General features: G+C 71.1%; 24 protein-coding genes. 2 read left to right on the top strand and 22 right to left on the bottom strand.

Annotation, left to right across the window (positions count from 1 at the left end; genetic code table 11):
* Positions 1-237 precede the first annotated feature (237 nt).
* A complete protein-coding gene (gene rarD / locus J2X63_RS12145; RefSeq protein WP_396133133.1) occupies positions 238-1,203 on the bottom strand; it encodes an EamA family transporter RarD in 966 nt (321 codons plus the stop codon).
* Between the two features lie 156 nt (positions 1,204-1,359).
* Positions 1,360-1,656: a co-chaperone GroES gene (gene groES / locus J2X63_RS12140; RefSeq protein WP_309977380.1), complete on the bottom strand. Its 297-nt coding sequence runs from the start codon at positions 1,654-1,656 to the stop codon at positions 1,360-1,362.
* 131 nt (positions 1,657-1,787) lie between these two features.
* Here groES and J2X63_RS12135 point away from each other — a divergent pair, with 131 nt between their 5' ends.
* The gene (locus J2X63_RS12135) at positions 1,788-2,975 is read left to right on the top strand and encodes a class I SAM-dependent methyltransferase (protein WP_309977378.1); all 1,188 of its coding nucleotides are present in this window, start codon (positions 1,788-1,790) and stop codon (positions 2,973-2,975) included.
* A 44-nt stretch (positions 2,976-3,019) separates the two neighbouring features.
* Here the strand turns inward: J2X63_RS12135 and J2X63_RS12130 are convergent, their stop codons facing one another.
* The 10 genes from J2X63_RS12130 to glmS all read right to left on the bottom strand — a co-directional run bounded on the left by J2X63_RS12130 (position 3,020) and on the right by glmS (position 11,068).
* The gene (locus J2X63_RS12130; protein ID WP_309977376.1) at positions 3,020-3,523 is read right to left on the bottom strand and encodes a DUF4190 domain-containing protein; all 504 of its coding nucleotides are present in this window, start codon (positions 3,521-3,523) and stop codon (positions 3,020-3,022) included.
* Positions 3,524-3,597: 74 nt separating this feature from the next.
* Positions 3,598-4,305 carry a DUF4190 domain-containing protein gene (locus tag J2X63_RS12125; RefSeq protein ID WP_309977374.1) on the bottom strand — a complete coding sequence of 236 codons (708 nt, stop codon included), beginning with the start codon at positions 4,303-4,305 and terminating at the stop codon, positions 3,598-3,600.
* Between the two features lie 42 nt (positions 4,306-4,347).
* Positions 4,348-4,797 (bottom strand): DUF4190 domain-containing protein, encoded by a 450-nt coding sequence (locus J2X63_RS12120; RefSeq protein WP_309977372.1) that lies wholly within the window; start codon positions 4,795-4,797, stop codon positions 4,348-4,350.
* A 145-nt stretch (positions 4,798-4,942) separates the two neighbouring features.
* On the bottom strand, positions 4,943-5,995 hold the full coding sequence (gene tsaD / locus J2X63_RS12115) for a tRNA (adenosine(37)-N6)-threonylcarbamoyltransferase complex transferase subunit TsaD (RefSeq protein ID WP_309977371.1): 1,053 nt from the start codon (positions 5,993-5,995) through the stop codon (positions 4,943-4,945).
* Entirely contained in the window at positions 5,992-6,513 is a 522-nt protein-coding gene (gene rimI / locus J2X63_RS12110; RefSeq protein ID WP_396133154.1) for a ribosomal protein S18-alanine N-acetyltransferase, read from the bottom strand. The genes tsaD and rimI overlap by 4 nt, the downstream gene beginning before the upstream one ends.
* An 8-nt stretch (positions 6,514-6,521) precedes the next feature.
* Entirely contained in the window at positions 6,522-7,142 is a 621-nt protein-coding gene (tsaB, locus tag J2X63_RS12105; protein ID WP_309977366.1) for a tRNA (adenosine(37)-N6)-threonylcarbamoyltransferase complex dimerization subunit type 1 TsaB, read from the bottom strand.
* A gap of 9 nt (positions 7,143-7,151) precedes the next feature.
* Complete coding sequence (gene tsaE, locus J2X63_RS12100; protein WP_309977365.1) at positions 7,152-7,673, bottom strand: tRNA (adenosine(37)-N6)-threonylcarbamoyltransferase complex ATPase subunit type 1 TsaE; 522 nt, start codon at positions 7,671-7,673, stop codon at positions 7,152-7,154.
* Positions 7,673-8,833 (bottom strand): alanine racemase, encoded by a 1,161-nt coding sequence (gene alr, locus J2X63_RS12095; RefSeq protein ID WP_309977363.1) that lies wholly within the window; start codon positions 8,831-8,833, stop codon positions 7,673-7,675. The genes tsaE and alr overlap by 1 nt, the downstream gene beginning before the upstream one ends.
* On the bottom strand, positions 8,830-9,198 hold the full coding sequence (locus J2X63_RS12090) for a holo-ACP synthase (RefSeq protein WP_309977361.1): 369 nt from the start codon (positions 9,196-9,198) through the stop codon (positions 8,830-8,832). Before J2X63_RS12090 ends, alr begins: the two co-directional genes overlap by 4 nt.
* A gap of 19 nt (positions 9,199-9,217) precedes the next feature.
* On the bottom strand, positions 9,218-11,068 hold the full coding sequence (gene glmS, locus J2X63_RS12085) for a glutamine--fructose-6-phosphate transaminase (isomerizing) (RefSeq protein ID WP_309977359.1): 1,851 nt from the start codon (positions 11,066-11,068) through the stop codon (positions 9,218-9,220).
* Positions 11,069-11,144: 76 nt separating this feature from the next.
* Between glmS and coaA the strand changes: the two genes are divergently transcribed.
* Positions 11,145-12,101 carry a type I pantothenate kinase gene (gene coaA, locus J2X63_RS12080; RefSeq protein ID WP_309977358.1) on the top strand — a complete coding sequence of 319 codons (957 nt, stop codon included), beginning with the start codon at positions 11,145-11,147 and terminating at the stop codon, positions 12,099-12,101.
* A gap of 48 nt (positions 12,102-12,149) precedes the next feature.
* Here coaA and glmM read toward each other — a convergent pair whose 3' ends face one another.
* The 10 genes from glmM to infA all read right to left on the bottom strand — a co-directional run bounded on the left by glmM (position 12,150) and on the right by infA (position 18,784).
* A complete protein-coding gene (gene glmM / locus J2X63_RS12075) occupies positions 12,150-13,511 on the bottom strand; it encodes a phosphoglucosamine mutase (protein WP_309977356.1) in 1,362 nt (453 codons plus the stop codon).
* 21 nt (positions 13,512-13,532) lie between these two features.
* On the bottom strand, positions 13,533-14,018 hold the full coding sequence (rpsI, locus tag J2X63_RS12070) for a 30S ribosomal protein S9 (RefSeq protein ID WP_159606543.1): 486 nt from the start codon (positions 14,016-14,018) through the stop codon (positions 13,533-13,535).
* Between the two features lie 44 nt (positions 14,019-14,062).
* Positions 14,063-14,509 (bottom strand): 50S ribosomal protein L13, encoded by a 447-nt coding sequence (gene rplM / locus J2X63_RS12065; RefSeq protein ID WP_309977353.1) that lies wholly within the window; start codon positions 14,507-14,509, stop codon positions 14,063-14,065.
* A 136-nt stretch (positions 14,510-14,645) separates the two neighbouring features.
* The gene (truA, locus tag J2X63_RS12060) at positions 14,646-15,572 is read right to left on the bottom strand and encodes a tRNA pseudouridine(38-40) synthase TruA (protein ID WP_309977351.1); all 927 of its coding nucleotides are present in this window, start codon (positions 15,570-15,572) and stop codon (positions 14,646-14,648) included.
* Positions 15,573-15,655: 83 nt separating this feature from the next.
* Positions 15,656-16,195, bottom strand: a complete 540-nt coding sequence (gene rplQ / locus J2X63_RS12055) for a 50S ribosomal protein L17 (RefSeq protein ID WP_309977349.1) — start codon at positions 16,193-16,195, stop codon at positions 15,656-15,658.
* Between the two features lie 46 nt (positions 16,196-16,241).
* Positions 16,242-17,228 (bottom strand): DNA-directed RNA polymerase subunit alpha, encoded by a 987-nt coding sequence (locus J2X63_RS12050; RefSeq protein WP_130353495.1) that lies wholly within the window; start codon positions 17,226-17,228, stop codon positions 16,242-16,244.
* A gap of 172 nt (positions 17,229-17,400) precedes the next feature.
* Positions 17,401-17,799, bottom strand: a complete 399-nt coding sequence (gene rpsK, locus J2X63_RS12045) for a 30S ribosomal protein S11 (protein WP_159605229.1) — start codon at positions 17,797-17,799, stop codon at positions 17,401-17,403.
* Positions 17,800-17,832: 33 nt separating this feature from the next.
* A complete protein-coding gene (rpsM, locus tag J2X63_RS12040) occupies positions 17,833-18,213 on the bottom strand; it encodes a 30S ribosomal protein S13 (protein WP_159605227.1) in 381 nt (126 codons plus the stop codon).
* Between the two features lie 167 nt (positions 18,214-18,380).
* A complete protein-coding gene (gene rpmJ, locus J2X63_RS12035) occupies positions 18,381-18,494 on the bottom strand; it encodes a 50S ribosomal protein L36 (RefSeq protein WP_129520984.1) in 114 nt (37 codons plus the stop codon).
* Positions 18,495-18,562: 68 nt separating this feature from the next.
* Positions 18,563-18,784 carry a translation initiation factor IF-1 gene (infA, locus tag J2X63_RS12030; RefSeq protein WP_011186713.1) on the bottom strand — a complete coding sequence of 74 codons (222 nt, stop codon included), beginning with the start codon at positions 18,782-18,784 and terminating at the stop codon, positions 18,563-18,565.
* Between the last annotated feature and the right edge of the window lie 9 nt (positions 18,785-18,793).

The raw sequence follows: 18,793 nt of genomic DNA, 5'->3' as shown, positions 1-18,793 counted from the left end.
GCTCCTTGGGACTGAAGGATTGGTACACAAAAGCAGCGTCTGGTGACGCCGTGTTTTGACACTATGGTGCCTCCAAGGCCGAAACAAGTCGCCGCGGTCACAACCGTGTAACACCGCAGGAATCGTTACCTCGCCGACACCTTCCCCGGCCCACGCGCAGCAAATCGTCGTGTCCGCTGGAGTTCACGCGCGGATCGCGCGTGACCCCCACCCGGGAGCGATCGGGCCGGCGGACCTTCAGATGGGCTCCTCGAGCACCTCGTCGGCGGTTCGCCGGGATGACCGGGCCCCCCGCACGAGGTCGACGGTGAGCACGATGAGGGCCACCCACACGAGCGCGAACCCGACCCATCGTTCGGGGGGCATGGGCTCCTGGAGCACGACCACGCCGACGAGGAACTGGATGAACGGGGCGAAGTACTGGATGAAGCCCATGTAGATGAGCGGGAGCCGACGGGAGGCCGCCGCGAAGAGCAGGAGCGGCACCGCGGTGACCGCGCCGAGCCCGATGAGCAGCGCGGTGTGCCACGGGCTCACCGTGCCGATGGTGAGCCCGGTGGTCAGCGCCACGAACACGAGCTGCACGATGGCGAGCGGCGCGAGCCAGACGGTCTCGAGCGTGAGGCCCGACACCGCGTCGACCTTCGGTCCCACGCGCTTCTTGATGAGGCCGTAGAACCCGAAGGAGAAGGCCAGCACGAGGGCGATCCACGGCAGTTGTCCGTACCCCACCGCGAGCACCACGACCGCGAGGATCGAGATGCCGACCGCGACCCACTGCGTGACGTTCAGTCGCTCGCGCTGCACGAGCACGCCGAGGAAGACCGTGACGATCGGATTGATGAAGTAGCCGAGGGCAGCCTCGACGACCTGGTTCGTCGTCGCGGCGAAGACGTAGGTCTGCCAGTTGATGAAGATGAGGAGCCCCGCCAGGCCCATCGTGAGCAGGATGCGCCGATCGCGGAACAGCACGCCGAGCGCACGCCAGGCCCGCGTCACCGTGATGAGCAGGGCGCAGAAGACGAGGGAGAAGAGCACTCGCCACGCCACGATCTCGACCGGCCCCGAGGGCGCCAGCGCGATGAAGTAGATCGGGAGGAAGCCCCACAGCACATAGGCGCTGACCGCGAACGCCAGCCCCGACCGGCTCACCGGAGCGTGATCGGGGGGCGTGGTGGGCGTGAGCGATCCCGAGCGTGACACTCGACCCACCCTACGCCGGGGGCGTCGCCGGGAGCTCTCGGCCGGCTGCCATCGGGCGACGACATGCCGTCAGGACGACGACCGGCGCTGCGGCATCCGGAGACGGCAGAAGCCCGGATGCCGCATGGCATCCGGGCTTCCGAGCGTGCGTGTCGACTAGCGGACGACGACGGCGAGCACGTCGCGCGCCGAGAGCACGAGGAGCTCCTCGCCGCCGAACTTGACCTCGGTGCCGCCGTACTTCGAGTAGATGACCTTGTCGCCGACGGCCACGTCGAGCGGGACGCGGTTGCCGTTGTCGTCGATGCGGCCGGGACCCACTGCCACGACCTCGCCCTCCTGGGGCTTCTCCTTGGCGGTGTCGGGGATCACGAGACCCGACGCGGTGGTCTGCTCTGCCTCGACCTGCTTGATGACGATGCGATCCTCGAGCGGCTTGATGGAAACCGACACGGTTGACCTCTTTCTTGACGGAAGACTGGTTAGCAGCCTCACAGCGAGAGTGCTAAACCGAGTCTAGGGCCGATTTGGCACTCGTGCAACGTGAGTGCCAGCGCCCGGGAACGGGGTGCTAGCGTGGCCGGGTGGAACGCGCCGAGCTCGTCGAACTGCTCTCGCCCGAGGGCCTCCGGCTGCTCGACTCGCTTCCCGATTGGGACGCCAAGGCCGACATCGTGCGCGTCGTCGCCGAGCTGCGCCGCGCTGGCCACTCCCCGGGGCTCGTGGCCACCGTGCTCAGCCAGTCGAGGCTGAGGTCACGCGCGCACGCCAAGTTCGGGGAGTTCGCCTCGCGCATGCTCTTCACCGAGCCGGGCCTCGAGCAGGCGACCCGGCTCAGGGTGGCCGCACTCCACGCCGGCAGGTTCGCCCGCGCCGGCGTCGGCCACGTCGCCGACCTCGGGTGCGGCATCGGCGGCGACGCGCTCGCCCTCGCCGCGGTCGACCTCGAGGTGACGGCCGCCGAGGCCGACGAGGTCACTGCAGCGATCGCCGCCTACAACCTCACCCCGTTCCCCAGGGCCCGCGTGCTCCACGCGCGGGCCGAGGAGGTGCCGCTCGGCGGCATCGGCGGCGCCTGGCTCGACCCCGCCCGCCGTTCGTCGGCCGGCGGCACCACCCGTCGACTCTCGGATGCCGCTGACTACTCGCCCTCGCTGGAGTTCGCCTTCGGGCTGGCCGCCCGCATGCCGGTCGGCGTCAAGCTCGGGCCCGGCACCGACCGCGACGTCATCCCCGCCGGCTCCGAGGCGCAGTGGGTCTCGGTCGACGGCGACGTGGTGGAGCTGGCGGTGTGGCAGGGAGCGGTGGCTCGGCCCGGGATCGGGCGCGCTGCGCTGGTGATCCGCGGTGACGCGGCCGCCGAGCTCACCTCCCAAGCCGACAGCGAGGACGCGCCGAGCGGCCCGCTCGGCGACTACCTCTACGAACCCGACGGCGCGGTGATCCGTGCCCGCCTCATCGGCGACCTGGCCAGGGCGAACGGGGCGTGGATGCTCAGCCCCGGCATCGCCTACCTGACCTCGGACACCGCCTTCGACTCGCCCTTCGCCCGAGGGTTCCGCGTGCTCGAACGGCTCCCGTCGGACGAGCGCCAGCTGCGCCAGGCCCTCGCGGCGCGTGGCATCGGCACGCTCGAGATCAAGAAGCGGGGTGCCGACGTCGATCCGGCGGTCCTGCGCACCAGGCTGAAGCTCCGCGGCGACCGGAGCGCCACCATCGTGCTGACGCGCGAGGAGGGACGTCGCGTCGTGCTCCTCGTGGAACGCCTCTGAGACCCTCCCACGGAGGTCCTTCCGACGGGAGACCCGACGGGTCCTCAGCGCGGCAGCGCGCCGAAGACGATCGCGTAGTAGCCGATCCACACCGACGAGAAGACCAGCCCCGCGATCCCGGTGCCGATGCCGACGAAGGCGAGCGTGCGACCCTCCTCCTCGCGCCGGAGGCCGAGCACCCCGAAGACGATCGCCGCGATGGAGAGCGGCAGCAGCCATCCGAGGAAGAGCGACGCCGCGGCGCCGATGACGCCGAGGATCGCCGAGATCCAGCTGTAGACGCGGCGCTGCTCCTCGTCCTCCTCGGCGTCGGCGACGCGGGCGAGCTCGGCGCGGTGCACGACGAGCAGCTGGCCGGTCGGCAGCGACTGCAGCTCGCCGGTGTCGAACGGCACGTCGTACTCGCGCACCGTCGGGTCCGCGCGCAGCGTGGGCTCGGCCGGCGCGACGACCGTCAGCTCGTCGTCGACCGCCGGCTGCGCGCCATCACGGTCGACTGCGGACGCGGACGCGGGACCGGACGGCGATGGATCGGGATGCTCCGGCACGGGTGCCGGCTCGGGTGAACGCGAGGGGGCCCCGCCCTCGGGCGGGACCCCTTCGCGGTCGGACATCTCCGGCCTCAGTAGCTGTAGTACGGAACGCTGGCGAACGCGACGCTCCACAGGATGATGGAGAGCAGGCCGATCGCGATGCCGACGAAGCCGAGGATCATGCCGGTGAGCCACATGCCCTTCGCCGCGGGCTCCTTCTTGCGGCCGAGGAAGCCGAGCACCACGGCCGCCGCCGGGATGAGCAGCTGCATGATGCCGCCCACGATCGGGATGAACACCACGAAGAAACCGACGAGGCCCACGATGCCGGCGATCAGCGAGATGAGGCTGAGCACGGGCGTCGACTTGGCGGGCGCCGTCGTACCGTATGCCGGGGCTGCGTAGCCGGGCTGGCCGTACGCGGTCTGCTGGGCGCTGCCGTACGGCGAGCCGCCGTCGACCGCGGCCGCCGCTGCGGCGGGAGCGCCGTACGCACCCGCGGGCGGCGGAGGCGGCGGTGTCGCCGATCCGTACACGGGCGGGACCGGGGGCGCCGGCGGGGCCGGGGGTTCCGGTGCCGAGGGCGCCGACGGCGCGCCGGGCGCCACGGGCGGCGCCTCGGGCGCGGACGGCATGCCCGGGGCGGTCGGCTCCTCGGGCGCCGGGAAGGTGGGCTCGGGCTCCGACGGAGCCGTGGGCTCCACCGGCGCCGGGGGCACCACGGGTTCGGCCGGCTCGACGGGCACCGCCGGCTCCGCCGGCACGGTCGGCTCGTCGGGGTTCCTGGGGTCACTCATGAGTACGTCCTTCTCGATCGGTGGTGCGGATGCCGCGACTGCTCAGTACTGAAGGTCGCCTGTCGTGCCGTAGTAGGTGACGAGCCACGCGCTGAGCGCGACCGCGACGATCACGCCGATGATGGCCAGGACGATGCCGGCGTAGCCGATGATGAGTCCGGCGAGCGCCATGCCGCGCCCTTGCTCGCCGGTCTTCTTGATCTGGCTCAACGAGATGTGCCCGCAGATGACTGCGGCGATCGAGCCGATGCCCCACAGGATCACGATGCCGGCGATCGACGCGACGAGCGAGACGATCGCCAGCGTGTTCGTCTTGGTGGCCGGCGGCTGGCCGTACGCCGTGGCGGGCTGCGGGTACGACGCGGCGGGCTGCGGGTACGACGCGGCGGGCGTCGCCGGCGGGACCGCACCGTAGGCCGGGGCGGGCCCCGGCGGGGGCGGCGGCGGGGGCACCGGAGCGCCCGGCTGCTCGGGAAGGTTCGGATCGGTCACGGTCGGTGTTCCCCTCGATGCTGCGGATCGGATGTTCCACACGCCGCTGCAGCGGCGCGGCGGCGCTCGCCTCCACGGCACCGCGGTCTCCGTTTCACACACTAGCGCGGTGGGCACGCGGAGCGCAGCCTTCGAAGCCGCCCGGTCAGACCTGGATGTCGGTGACCGGCAGCGTCGAGTCGGCACCGAAGCCCAGCTGCGACGGAGCATGGCCCGCCATGATGAGCTGCGCGCCCAGGGCGGCGATCATGGCGCCGTTGTCGGTGCAGAGCGACAGCGGCGGGACCCGCAGCGCGATGCCCGCCGCATCCGCCCGCTGCTCGGCCACCTCGCGGAGTCGCGCGTTCGCCACGACCCCGCCCCCGAGGAGCAGGCGCGGCACGCCCAGGTCGGTGCACGCGGCGACGGCCTTGCCGACCAGCACGTCGACGACGGCCTCCCGGAAGCTCGCGGCCACGTCGGCAACGGGCACGGGCTCACCGGCCGCCTCGCGTTGCTCGACCCAGCGGGCCACCGCCGTCTTCAGCCCCGAGAAGCTGAAGTCGTAGCGATGCGCCACGAGGTCCTTGGGCAGGGTGAGCCCACGGGGGAAGCGGATCGCCGTGGGATCGCCTCCGAGCGCCGCGCGGTCGATCTCGGGTCCGCCGGGGTACGGCAGGCCGAGCAGGCGCGCGACCTTGTCGAAGGCCTCGCCCGCGGCGTCGTCGATGGTCTCGCCGAGCAGCTCGACATCGGCGACCAGGTCGCGCACGAGGAGGAGCGACGTGTGGCCTCCCGAGACGAGCAGCGCCACGGTCGGGGTCTCGAGCGGCGCGTCGTCGTCGAGGAGGTCGGCGCCGACGTGGCCGACGAGATGGTTCACGGCGTAGATCGGCTTCTCGAGCGCCAGCGAGAGCGCCTTGGCCGCGCCGACGCCCACCATGAGCGCGCCGGCGAGCCCCGGACCGCTCGTGACCGCCACCGCGTCCATGTCGGCGAGCTCGACCTCGGCCTCGGCGAGCGCCGCCGCGATCGTCGGCCCCAGCGCCTCGAGGTGCGCGCGTGCCGCGACCTCGGGAACCACGCCGCCGTAGCGCGCGTGCTCCTCCATCGAGGAGGCGATGACATTGGCGAGGAGCGTGGTGCCCCGCACGATGCCGATGCCGGTCTCGTCGCAGGACGTCTCGATGCCGAGCACGAGCGGCGCCTCGCGGTTCACGCGACACCCCCATCGGCGGTGGCCGATGACGTTCCGGATGCCGCAGGCCCGGTCACCGCGGCCGGGACCTGCAGGCGCATGGAGATCGCGTCGACGTTGTCGGGCTGGTAGTAGCCCCGGCGCAGGCCGATCTCGACGAATCCGAGCGACTCGTAGAGCGAACGGGCGATCGGGTTGTCGGCACGCACCTCGAGGAAGAGCTCCGCGACGTGGCGGCGCCGAGCCTGCGTGATGAGGGCGTGCATCAGGCCACGGCCGAGGCCGATGCCCCGCGCGAACGGCGCGACCGCGATGGTCTGGATGTCGCCCTGGCCGCTGCCCGACGGCGCGAGCAGTCCCGCGTAGCCCAGCAGGCGGCGCTCCGGATCCTCCTCGTCCTCGTCGACCGCGACGAGGTAGTAGCCGTGCGGCCCCTCGAGCTCGCGGCGCATGGCGGCCTCGGGCCACGCGTCGTTCACGAAGGTCTCGCGCTCGAGCCGCATGATCGCGTCGAGATCGTGGAGCTTCGCACGGCGCATGAACACGCTCACTGCAGGACCCGCTTGCCGGCCGAGGGCGTCACGTCGGGCGCACGGAGGTAGAGCGGCACGTCATCGGCCAGCGGCAGGCGCCGGGCCGCGAACGCCAGCTCGGCCAGCATGCCGATCCCGCCGGCGGGAACGAGGTGCGCGTCGAGGCGGGTGCCGGCCGTCTCGGGAACGGCATCGCGCGGGCTCAGCGCCGGGCCACCGGCGCGGCGCGGCAGTCCCTCGGCGTCGAGCCCGTCGTAGTCGGAGACGGCGAACTCCCGGCGCCGAGCATCGGTCACGACCTGCAGCCGCCCGGCTCCGCCGGCGACGTACCAGGCCCAGGCCAGGGCATCGTGGCTCGGCACCGGCACGAACGGCCGGCCGATCCCGACCGCGAACGCGTGGGCGGCCGCGATGCCGACCCGCAGGCCCGTGAACGGCCCCGGGCCCATGCCTCCGGCGACGCCGGAGAGGTCGCGCGGGCGCACGCCCGCGGCATCCATCGCCTCGCGGATGAACCCGCCGACGACCTCGGCATGCCGCATCGTGTCGTCGGTGCCCGTCTCGGCGATCACCCCGCGATCGCGGTCGACGACGGCGACACTCGTGCCCGTCGACGTGTCGATCGCGAGCAGCATGGTTCCAGCCTACCGGCCGACCGCGAACCGGGTTCCGGCCCAGCGGGGCCCGTATCCGCGGACGTCCAGCACGCGCGGCTCATCGGCACCGAGGAGCTCCGCGTCGGCGGCATCCGTGGCGTCACCGACACCGGTGCCATCGCCCGCCGCACCCGTGGGTCGCTCGATGACGACCTCGAGCCACGACTCGCTGGCATCGTCGAGGAGCCCGGCACCCCACTCGACCACGACGACCGCGTGGTCGAAGTCGAGGTCGAGGTCGTCGAGCAGGGCGGCACTGCCGAGCCGGTAGGCGTCGACGTGCACGAGCGACGGACCGCCGGCCAGGTTCGGGTGGGTGCGTGCCAGCACGAACGTCGGGCTCTGCACCGGGCCCCGGACGCCGATGCCATCGCCGATGCCCCGCGTGAGGGTCGTCTTGCCCGCGCCGAGCGGGCCGGTCAGGAGCACGAGGTCGCCCGCGCGGAGGTCGGCGGCGAGCTCGCGGCCGAACGCCTCCATCGCGTCGGCGTCCGGGGCGTGCACCTCCATCACGCGGCCCCGCCCGACACCGTGCCCAGGTAGGTGCGACCGACGCGCGGACCGATGCGGGTGACGATCTCGTAGCCGATGGTGCCGGATGCCGCGGCCCACTCGTCGGCGGTGGGCGCGCCCGTCGCGGGGTCGCCGAAGACGACGACCTCGTCGCCGACCGAGATCGCATCGTCGCCGACGTCGACGACGAACTGGTCCATGGCGATCCGGCCGACCACCGGTCGACGCGTGCCGCCGATCAGCACCTCGGCGCCGCCGCCCGAGGCATGGCGTGGGATGCCGTCCGCGTAGCCGAGCGGCACGAGCGCGAGGGTCGTCGGACGCTCGGCGTGCCAGATGTGCGCGTACGAGGCGCCGGCACCCTCCTCGACGCGGCGGACCGCCGCCACGCGCGTGCGCAGCGTCATGGCCGGAGTGAGTCCGAGGTCCGCGGCGGTCGTGCCGTCGCCGAACGGCGTGAGCCCGTACGTGCCGATGCCGATGCGCACGAGCTCGTAGCGCGACCGCGGGTCGCGGATGGCCTGCTCGGACGACGCGATGTGCCGCACGTCCGGTCGCAGGCCGGCTCGTTCGGCCTCGGCGAGCGCCCGCTCGAAGACGGCGAGCTGTGCGGCATCCACGTCGCGAGAGGTGTTCGCGAAGTGGCTGAAGATGCCCACGACGCTGATCACGCCCGCGTGCTCGAGCTCGGCGGCACGAGCGACGACGTCGTGCCACTCGGACTCGGGCACGCCGTTGCGGCTGAGCCCGGTGTCGATCTTCAGGTGCACGCGGGCGGGACCCACGGCGGCGGCGCGCTCGAGCTGCCCGGCGCTCGAGACGCCGATCTCGATGCCCGAGGCGACCGCGCGCCCGAAGTCCGCGTCGGGGTCGTGGAGCCAGGCGAGGACCGGCGCCTCGATGCCCGCCTCCCGGAGTTCGAGCGCCTCATCGAGGTCGGCGACGCCGAGGCGCGTCGCCCCTCCGGCCAGCGCGGCCCGCGCACAGGCGACGGCACCGTGGCCGTATGCGTTCGCCTTGACCACCGCCATCACCTCGGCGGGTGCCACCCGGTCGGCCAGCACGCGTACGTTGTGCTCGACCGCGCCGAGGTCGACGACGGCCTCGCGGAAGGGCCGCGCCGCGGCATCCGGCGCCGGCTCGGCGACTGACGTCATCGCGAACCGCCGCCCGCTGACTCGAGCACCACGAACGCACTGGCGATGCCCGCGTCGTGGCTCATCGAGAGGTGCACGTGGTCGATGCCGAGGCGACGGACGTGCTCGGCGAGGCCGCCCGACAGGGCGAAGTCGGGGTTGCCGTCCGCGTCCTGCACCACCCGCATCTCGTGCCACCGGATGACGGCGTGGCCGCCGAGCGCCTTGATGAGCGACTCCTTCGCCGCGAACCGCGCGGCGAGCGACCGCGCGGGCCGGCCGCGTTCGCTCTGGGCGAACAGTCGCTCGACGAGCGCCGGCGTGCGCGTGATCGAGCGCTCGAACCGAGCGATGTCGACCACGTCGATGCCGATGCCGACGATCACGGCGCCTCCTGCTCCCGGGTCATTCCACCGTCACGGACTTGGCCAGGTTGCGGGGCTGGTCGACGTCGAGGCCCTTCGCCTGTGCGAGCTCCATCGCGAAGACCTGCAGCGGCACCACCGCGAGGAGCGGTTCGAAGAGGGGAGCGGCGAGCGGGATCCGGATGACCTCGTCGGCGAAGGGCAGCACCGCGGCGTCTCCGGCCTCGGCGATGGCGATCACGCGTGCGCCACGGGCACGGATCTCCTGGATGTTCGACACGACCTTCGGGTGCAGGTTCGCCGAGCCGCGCGGGCTCGGCACCACCACGAACACCGGCTGGCCGGGCTCGATGAGGGCGATGGGGCCGTGCTTCAGCTCGCCGGCGGCGAAGCCCTCGGCGTGGATGTACGCGAGCTCCTTGAGCTTCAGCGCACCCTCGAGCGCGATGGGGTAGCCGACGTGCCGGCCGAGGAACAGGACGGACCGGGTGTCGGCCATCCAATGCGCCAGCTGGCCGACCCGCTCGGACTGGCCGAGCACGGTCTCGAGCTTCTCGGGCACCGCCAGCAGCTCGGCGAGCTGCACACCGAGCTCCTCGTCGGACAACGTGCCGCGCACGCGCGCCAGGTGCAGGCCGAACAGGTAGAGCGCGGCGATCTGCGCGACGAAGGCCTTCGTCGACGCGACGGCGACCTCGGGGCCGGCGTGCGTGTAGACGACGGCGTCGGACTCGCGCGGGATCGTCGCGCCCTGGGTGTTGCAGATCGAGATCGTGCGCGCCCCCATCTCGCGGGCGTACTTCACCGCCATGAGCGTGTCCATGGTCTCGCCCGACTGGCTGATGGAGACCACCAGCGTGCCCTCGTCGAGCACCGGCTCCCGGTAGCGGAACTCGTGACTGAGCTCGACCTCCACGGGAACCCTGGCCCACTGCTCGATGGCGTACTTCGCGACCATGCCGGCGTAGGCCGCCGTGCCGCACGCTATCACGGTGATGCGACGGATGGCGCGAAGCTCCTCGTCTCCGAAGGACTCGAGCTCGGGGATGTGCACCCGCCCCTCGCTGATGCGACCTCGCAGCGTGTTGGCGACCGCGTCGGGTTGCTCCGACACCTCCTTGCGCATGAACGAGGACCACCCGCCCTTCTCGGCGGCGGACGCGTCCCACGCCACGTCGAACGGCTCCACCTCGACGGGCTCGCCCGCGAAGTCGGTGACCGTGACGCCGTCGGCGGTGATGGTGACGATCTGGTCCTGGCCGATGGCCACGGCGCGCTTGGTGAACTCGACGAAGGCGGCGACATCCGAGCCCAGGAAGTTCTCGCCGTCGCCGAGGCCGATGACGAGTGGCGAGTTGCGTCGGGCGCCGACCACGACACCCGGCTGGTCGCGGTGCACGGCCAGCAGCGTGAACGCCCCGTCGAGGCGCGACACGGTCGCGCGGAACGCCTCGGTGAGCTCGCCGACACGGCGGTACTCACGGCCGAGCAGCACGGCGGCGACCTCGGTGTCGGTCTCGCTCTCGAACACGTAGCCCTCGGCCATGAGCTCGTCCTTCAGCTCGGAGAAGTTCTCGATGATGCCGTTGTGGATAAGGGCGAGGCGGCCGTCGTCGCCCAGGTGCGGGTGCGCGTTCCGATCGGTCGGCCCGCCGTGCGTGGCCCAGCGGGTGTGGCCGATTCCGGTGCCGCCGCGGTGCAGCGGCGACGCCACGAGATCGTCGGCGAGCACCTGCAGCTTGCCCGCGCGCTTCGCCGTCTCGATGACGCCGTCGTCGTCGACGATCGCGACTCCCGCCGAGTCGTATCCGCGATATTCGAGGCGGCGAAGGCCGCCCATGAGCACGTCGAGGCTGTTGCGCTCGCCGACGTAACCGACAATTCCACACATGGGCTCGATCCTACCCGCGGTCGCCTGCGCGCCATCCGGGCGCCGGATGCCACGGGCCGCTCACTAGACTGACACGGTGCTGGATCCGCAGAGCCCGTCGTCGCACGTCGCGCAGATCTCGCCCTTCATCGAACTCGGCCGGGCGGACTGGGCCGCGCTCGCCCCCTCGATCCCCTCGCCGCTGCGCGAGACCGAGATCGTCCAGCTGCGCGGACTCGGCGAGCCGCTGGACCTCCGCGAGGTCGCCGAGGTCTACCTGCCGCTGAGCCGCCTGCTCAACCTGTACGTCGGCGGTACGAAGTCGCTCCACGACGTGACGAGCGAGTTCCTTCGCGAACGCGTCGAGGCGACGCCCTTCGTGATCGGCGTGGCGGGGTCCGTCGCGGTGGGCAAGTCGACGATCGCGCGGCTCCTTCGCGAACTGCTCGCCCGTTGGGAGCACACGCCGCGCGTCGAGCTCGTGACCACCGACGGCTTCCTGTTCCCCAACGCCGAGCTCGAGCGTCGCGGCCTCATGGCACGCAAGGGCTTCCCCGAGTCGTACGACCGACGGGCGCTCCTGCGGTTCGTCAGCGAGGTCAAGGCCGGCGCAGCGGAGGTGCGAGCGCCGTTCTACTCCCACCTCGCCTACGACATCGTCCCCGACGCGCAGGTCACCGTGCGCCGTCCCGACGTGCTCATCATCGAGGGCCTCAACGTGCTGCAGCCGCCCGGGCCGGAGCACCGCCTCGCCGTCAGCGACCTCTTCGACTTCAGCATCTACGTCGACGCGCGCACGAGCGACATCGCGCGCTGGTACGAGGAGCGCTTCCTCAAGCTGCAGCGCGGCGCGTTCTCGAACCCGCGCTCCTACTTCCACCGGTACGCGAGCCTGACCGAGGCCGAGGCGCGCCAGCGGGCGGCCGAGATCTGGCGATCGATCAACGAACCGAACCTGCTGCAGAACATCCGGCCGACCCGCTCGCGGGCGTCGCTCGTGCTCCGCAAGAGCGCCGACCACACCGTGTCGAGCGTGCTGCTCCGCAAGCTCTGACCGGGCCGGGCGATGCCCGCCCAGCCGGCCGCGTGAACGACCGCGGCGTCAGGCCGTGAGTCGCTCGCGCACGACCTCGGCCAGTGCGGCGGCGTGACGCTCGGCCGTGTCCTGGTCAGCGGCCTCGACCATGACCCGGACCATCGGCTCGGTGCCCGACGGGCGCAGCAGCACGCGACCCGTGTCGCCGAGCTCGGCCTCCGCGTCCGCGACCGCCGCCGCGACCTGCGCGTCGTCGTGGAGCCCGTGGTGGTCGACCCCGCGCACGTTCACGAGCACCTGCGGGTACACGGTCATGACCGACGCCAGCTCGGCGAGGGTACGCCCCGTGCGAGCCATCTCGGCGGCGAGGTGCAGGCCGGTCAGCACGCCGTCGCCCGTCGTCGCGAACTCGGTCATGATGACGTGGCCCGACTGCTCGCCGCCGAGGGCGAGCTTCTCGGCTCCGAGCGCTTCGAGCACGTAGCGATCGCCGACCTTGGTCTCGATGACCCGGATGCCGCGTTCGGCCATCGCGCGCCGCAGACCGAGGTTCGACATCACCGTGACGACGAGCGTGTCGTCGGTGAGGGTGCCGCGTTCGTGCATCGACACGGCCAGGATCGCCATGATCTGGTCGCCGTCGACCACGTTGCCGTCGGCATCGACGGCGAGACAGCGATCGGCGTCGCCGTCGTGGGCGATGCCGAGGTCCGCGCCGTGCTCTCGCACCGCGGCCTGCAGCAGGCCGAGATGCGTGGAGCCGACACCGTCGTTGATGTTCATGCCGTCAGGATCGGCACCGATCACGGTCACGGTCGCGCCCGCATCACGGAAGGTCTCGGGCGAGACGCCGGCGGCAGCGCCGTGGGCGCAGTCGAGCACCACGTGCAGGCCGTCGAGACGGTTGGGGAGGGTGCCGAGCAGGTGGACCACGTAGCGGTCCTCGGCGTCGGAGAACCGGCGGATGCGGCCGACGCCGTCGCCGATCGGGGCCAGCTTCGGCTTGCCGAGGTGGGACTCGATGCGGTCCTCGACCTCATCGGGGAGCTTCGTGCCGCCGAACGAGAAGAACTTGATCCCGTTGTCGGGGGCCGGATTGTGCGAGGCGGAGATCATCACGCCGAAGTCCGCGCCGATCGAGTCGATCAGGAAGGCGGTCGCCGGCGTCGGGATGACCCCGGCGTCGAGCACGTCGACCCCGGAGCTGGCGAGTCCGGCCGCGACCGCGGCGATGAGGAACTCGCCCGAGACGCGCGGGTCGCGCGCCACCACGGCGACCGGCCGTCGACCGGTGGCGCGCAGTTCGTCGGCGTGCCGCCCCTGCGTGAGGACGGCGGCCGCCGCCTGGGCGAGGCCCAGGGCCAGGTCAGCCGTGAGATCACGGTTGGCGAGGCCCCGGACCCCGTCGGTTCCGAAGAGCCGGGGCATACGGAGAACCGGAGGCCCGGATCAGCGCTTCGAGAACTGAGGCGCCTTGCGGGCCTTCTTGAGACCGGCCTTCTTGCGCTCGATGACGCGGGCGTCACGAGTGAGGAAGCCGGCCTTCTTCAGGGTCGCGCGGTTGTTCTCGCGGTCGATCTCGTTGAGCGCACGGGCGATCGCGAGGCGCAGCGCACCGGCCTGGCCCGAGGGGCCGCCGCCGGTGATGCGGGCGATCACGTCGTACGAGCCGGAGAGCTCGAGCACGGTGAACGGGTCGGTGATGAGCTGCTGGTGCAGCTTGTTCGGGAAGTAGTCCGCGAACTCGCGGCCGTTGACCGTGATGCCGCCGGCGCCGGGGGCGATGCGCACGCGGGCGATGGCCTGCTTGCGACGACCGACGGCCGCGCCCGACACGTTGAGCACGGGGCGGGGGGTGGTGGGTGCGGCCGAGGGGGTGCTCTCGGTCGTGTAGCTCTCGGGAGCCGCTTCGATCTGGTCTGCGATCTTCGCCATTTTGGTGTGAATCCTTATTTCGAGAACGTCGAGGGTGCCGGGAGTTACTGGGCGACCTGGGTGAGGGTGTACGGCTTGGGCTGCTGCGCCGCGTGGGGGTGCTCGGGGCCGGCGTAGACCTTGAGCTTCTTGAGCTGGGCGCGACCGAGGGAGTTCTTCGGGAGCATGCCGCGGATCGCCTTCTCGACGGCCCGGACGGGGTTCTTCTCGAGGAGCTCGGCGTAGCTGACGGCCTTCAGGCCGCCCGGGTAGCCCGAGTGGCGGTAGGCCTTCTTCTGCTCGAGCTTCTGGCCGGTGAGGGCCACCTTGTCGGCGTTCACGATGATGACGAAGTCACCGGTGTCGACGTGGTTCGCGAAGATCGCCTTGTGCTTGCCGCGCAGGAGCGCAGCCGAGTGGCTGGCGAGGCGGCCGAGCACGATGTCGGTGGCGTCGATGACGACCCAGTCACGCTGGATCTCGTTCGACTTGGGAGTGTAGGTGCGCGTCACGGAAGTGCTGCTTTCTGGTCGAGAGAGGGGTTCGTGAATCCCACTCCGGGGGGAGTTCGCCCGCGATGCGAGCGAACGCCCTGGTGGAGGGCTCATCTTCGGGTGCCGGCGCAGATGGCGGCACCAAAGAGGTAGCTTAGCCGACGATGCCCTCGGTATGCAATTCGCGACGTCGCCGCGTCTGCGCGGCCCGCGCTTCGAGCTCCGCGTCGTCGGGATAGCCGACCTCGGTCAGCACCAGGCCCTTGGCCGGCATGACCGTGAACGCGCTCGTGCGCTCGGCCGCGTGCAGCAGCGCCTCGGGTTGTGCCTCGTCGAGCCGCCCCTCCCCCACGGCGACGCACGCGCCGACGAGCGCGCGAACCATCGAGTGGCAGAAGGCGTCGGCCTGCAGCGTGGCCACGAGCACGCCGTCGGACGCACGGCTCCACCGGTAGGACTGCAGGGTGCGGATGGTCGTCGCGCCCTCGCGCGGGCGGCAGAACGCCGCGAAGTCGTGCAGGCCCACGAGCGAGCCGGCCGCGGCATCCATCGCCCGCTCGTCGAGGCGCTTCGGACGGCCGGCGGTGCGTCGCCGTTCGAGGGGATCCCGCTGGGAGGCTGCGTCGGCGACGCGGTACTCGTAGCGCCGCCAGATCGCGGAGAAGCGCGCGTCGAACCCGGCCGGAGCGCGCTCGGCGTGCGTGACCACGACGTCGGCGTCGGCACCCAGGATGCCGGTGAGGCGTCGGGCCAGGGTCTGCTCGGGCGTGGCGTCCCCGTCGTGGCCTCGTCGCGGTCGCGCGACCGCGGCGAGCACCGCCTCCGGCACGTCGAGGTGGGCGACCTGGCCGAGGGCGTGCACGCCCGCGTCGGTGCGTCCGGCGACCGTGAGCCGCGGCACGGCGCCCGTGCGTCGGAAGAGCGTCGCGAGCGCCTCCTCGAGGACGCCCTGCACGGTGCGGAGGCCCGGCTGCCGGCTCCAGCCGTTGAAGTCGGTGCCGTCGTAGGCGATGCCGAGGCGTACGCGCACGACGGATGCCGCGGCATCCGTCTCATCGACGACGGTCTCGTACTCGGGCATACGACCAGCCTAGAGCGACGCTCGGCCGGCACGACGAACGGCCCCGGTGCAGTGCACCGGGGCCGTTCTCGAGCGTTGCGAAGCTACTTGACCTCGGCGGGCTCCTCGGTCGACTCCTCGGAGGCCTCGGCGCCGGCGGCCTCGTCGACGGCGGCCTCGGCCTCGGTCACGACCTCGTCGGTCGACTCGACCTCGGGCTCTGCGGCGGGAGCCTCGTCGGCGGCCGGGGCGGCGGCCGGCTTGGCGGCGCGCTGCTTCGGGCTCACGGGCTCGAGCACGAGCTCGATGACCGCCATGGGCGCGTTGTCGCCCTTGCGGTTGCCGATCTTCGTGATGCGGGTGTAGCCGCCCTGGCGGTCGGCGACCTGCGGCGCGATGATCGCGAACAGCTCGTGGACGACGGCCTTGTCGCCGATCACGCCGAGGACGCGACGGCGGGCGTGCAGGTCACCGCGCTTCGCGAACGTCACGAGACGCTCGGCGAGGGGACGCAGGCGCTTGGCCTTCGTCTCGGTGGTGGTGATGCGCTTGTGCGTGAAGAGCGCTGCGGCGAGGTTCGCGAGCAGGAGCCGCTCGTGCGCGGGTCCGCCTCCGAGGCGGGGGCCCTTGGTGGGCTTCGGCATGGTTCGTTATCTCCAGTGGTGGGGTGTCAGTACGGCGGGCGGTCGACTAGTTCTCGTCGTCGAAGCCCGTGTAGAAGTGGGCGCCGTCGAATCCGGGCACGGAGTCCTTCAGGGAAAGACCCATCTCGGTGAGCTTGTCCTTGACCTCATCCACCGACTTCTGGCCGAAGTTGCGGATGTTCATGAGCTGCGACTCCGACAGGGCGACGAGCTCCGACACCGTGTTGATGCCCTCGCGCTTCAGGCAGTTGTAGCTGCGCACCGACAGGTCGAGGTCCTCGATGGGGATCGAGAGCTCGCTGGAGAGCACGGCGTCGACCGGCGCGGGGCCGATCTCGATGCCCTCGGCCGCGACGTTCAGCTCGCGGGCGAGGCCGAACAGCTCGGTGAGCGTGCGACCCGCCGAGGCGATGGCGTCGCGCGGGGTGATGGCCGGCTTCGACTCGACGTCGACCACGAGGCGGTCGAAGTCGGTGCGCTCGCCGGCACGGGTGGCCTCGACGCGGTAGGTGACCTTGAGCACCGGCGAGTAGATCGAGTCGACCGGGATCTGGCCCGCCTCGGAGTACTCGTTGCGGTTCTGGCTGGCCGACACGTAGCCGCGGCCGCGCTCGATCGTGAGCTCGAGCTCGAACTTCGCCGAGTCGTTGAGCGTGGCGATCACGAGCTCGGGGTTGTGCACCTCGACACCGGCCGGAGCGGAGATGTCAGCGGCCGTGACCTCACCGGCGCCCTGCTTGCGCAGGTAGGCGGTGATGGGCTCGTCGTGCTCGCTCGAGACGACGAGGTTCTTGATGTTGAGGATGATCTCGGTGACATCCTCCTTCACGCCCGGAACGGTCGAGAACTCGTGGAGCACGCCGTCGATGCGGATGCTCGTCACGGCTGCGCCGGGGATCGAGGAGAGGAGGGTGCGACGGAGCGAGTTGCCCAGGGTGTAACCGAAGCCCGGCTCGAGGGGCTCGATCACGAAACGCGAACGGAACTCCGAGATGTTCTCTTCGGTGAGCGTCGGGCGCTGTGCGATCAGCACTGTGGATTCCTTTCGGCAGGGTGTCCGCTATATGACACCTGCGAGTACGAGGATCTTGAGTTGTTGAGAGAACGGATGCTGCGGGCCGGGGAGCACCCGGTGAACCGGGCGCGTCGCGGGATCCGATCGGATCCCGCGACGGCCTGGCTCCCCGGTCCGCAGGACGGAAGGGTCAGACGCGGCGGCGCTTGGGCGGGCGGCATCCGTTGTGCGCCTGGGGCGTCACGTCGTTGATGCTGCCGACCTCGAGGCCCGCGGCCTGGAGCGAGCGGATTGCGGTCTCACGGCCCGAGCCGGGGCCCTTGACGAAGACGTCGACCTTCTTCATGCCGTGCTCCTGCGCCTGGCGGGCGGCCGACTCGGCTGCCAGCTGCGCGGCGAACGGGGTCGACTTGCGCGAGCCCTTGAAGCCCACGCCGCCGGAGGAGGCCCAGCTGATCACGGCACCGTTGGTGTCGGTGATCGAGACGATGGTGTTGTTGAAGGTCGACTTGATGTGGGCCTGGCCCACGGCGACGTTCTTCTTTTCCTTCTTGCGCGGCTTGCGAGTAGCCGCCTTGGGTGCTGCCATGTGTGAAATCTCCTGTATCTGGCGAACGAGCGGTTACTTGCGGCCGGGCTTCTTCTTGCCGGCAACGGTGCGCTTCGGGCCCTTGCGGGTACGAGCGTTGGTCTTGGTGCGCTGGCCGCGGACCGGGAGGCCGCGACGGTGGCGCAGGCCCTCGTAGGATCCGATCTCGACCTTGCGGCGGATGTCGGCGGCCACTTCACGGCGGAGGTCACCCTCGACCTTGAAGTTGCCCTCGATGTAGTCGCGGAGCGCGACGAGCTGGTCGTCGCTGAGGTCCTTCACGCGGATGTCTCCGCTGATGCCGGTCTCCGCGAGCGTCTGCAGCGCACGGGTGCGCCCGACGCCGTAGATGTAGGTCAGTGCGATCTCCACGCGCTTCTCGCGCGGGATGTCGACTCCTGCCAGACGTGCCATGTTGGCTTCTCCTGTTTCGAAGTGGAGGTGTGGAGCAACGCCGGTGCCCGGGCCTCCGACCCGAGGTGTCCCCGCGACATCCGTGATGCCGTGGTTCTGGCGCTGCCGTTGCGGTGTTCAGTTGTGGGAGCGGGGCGCACACGAGGTGCGCCCCGAAGCCTTCGCGACTAGCCCTGGCGCTGCTTGTGGCGCGGGTTCTCGCAGATCACCATGACGTTGCCGTGGCGACGGATGACCTTGCACTTGTCGCAGATGCGCTTGACGGAGGGGTTGACCTTCATTGTTGTTCCTTGGAATTCGCTGTCTTCGTACCCGCGGGATGCCGCGGGCCGTTACTTTCCAGCTGCCCTTACTTGTAGCGGTAGACGATTCGCCCGCGCGTCAGGTCGTATGGGCTCAGCTCGACGATCACGCGGTCCTCGGGGAGGATGCGGATGTAGTGCTGGCGCATCTTTCCGGAGATGTGCGCAAGGACCTTGTGCCCGTTCGTGAGTTCCACCCGGAACATCGCGTTGGGGAGTGCCTCGATGACCGAGCCTTCGATCTCGATGACGCCGTCTTTCTTGGCCATAGCCTCACT

Source organism: Agromyces sp. 3263 (genome assembly GCF_031456545.1).
Lineage (GTDB): Bacteria > Actinomycetota > Actinomycetes > Actinomycetales > Microbacteriaceae > Agromyces.
Note: the sequence above shows the minus strand (reverse complement) of the source record. Positions and strands in the feature narration are given on the sequence as shown.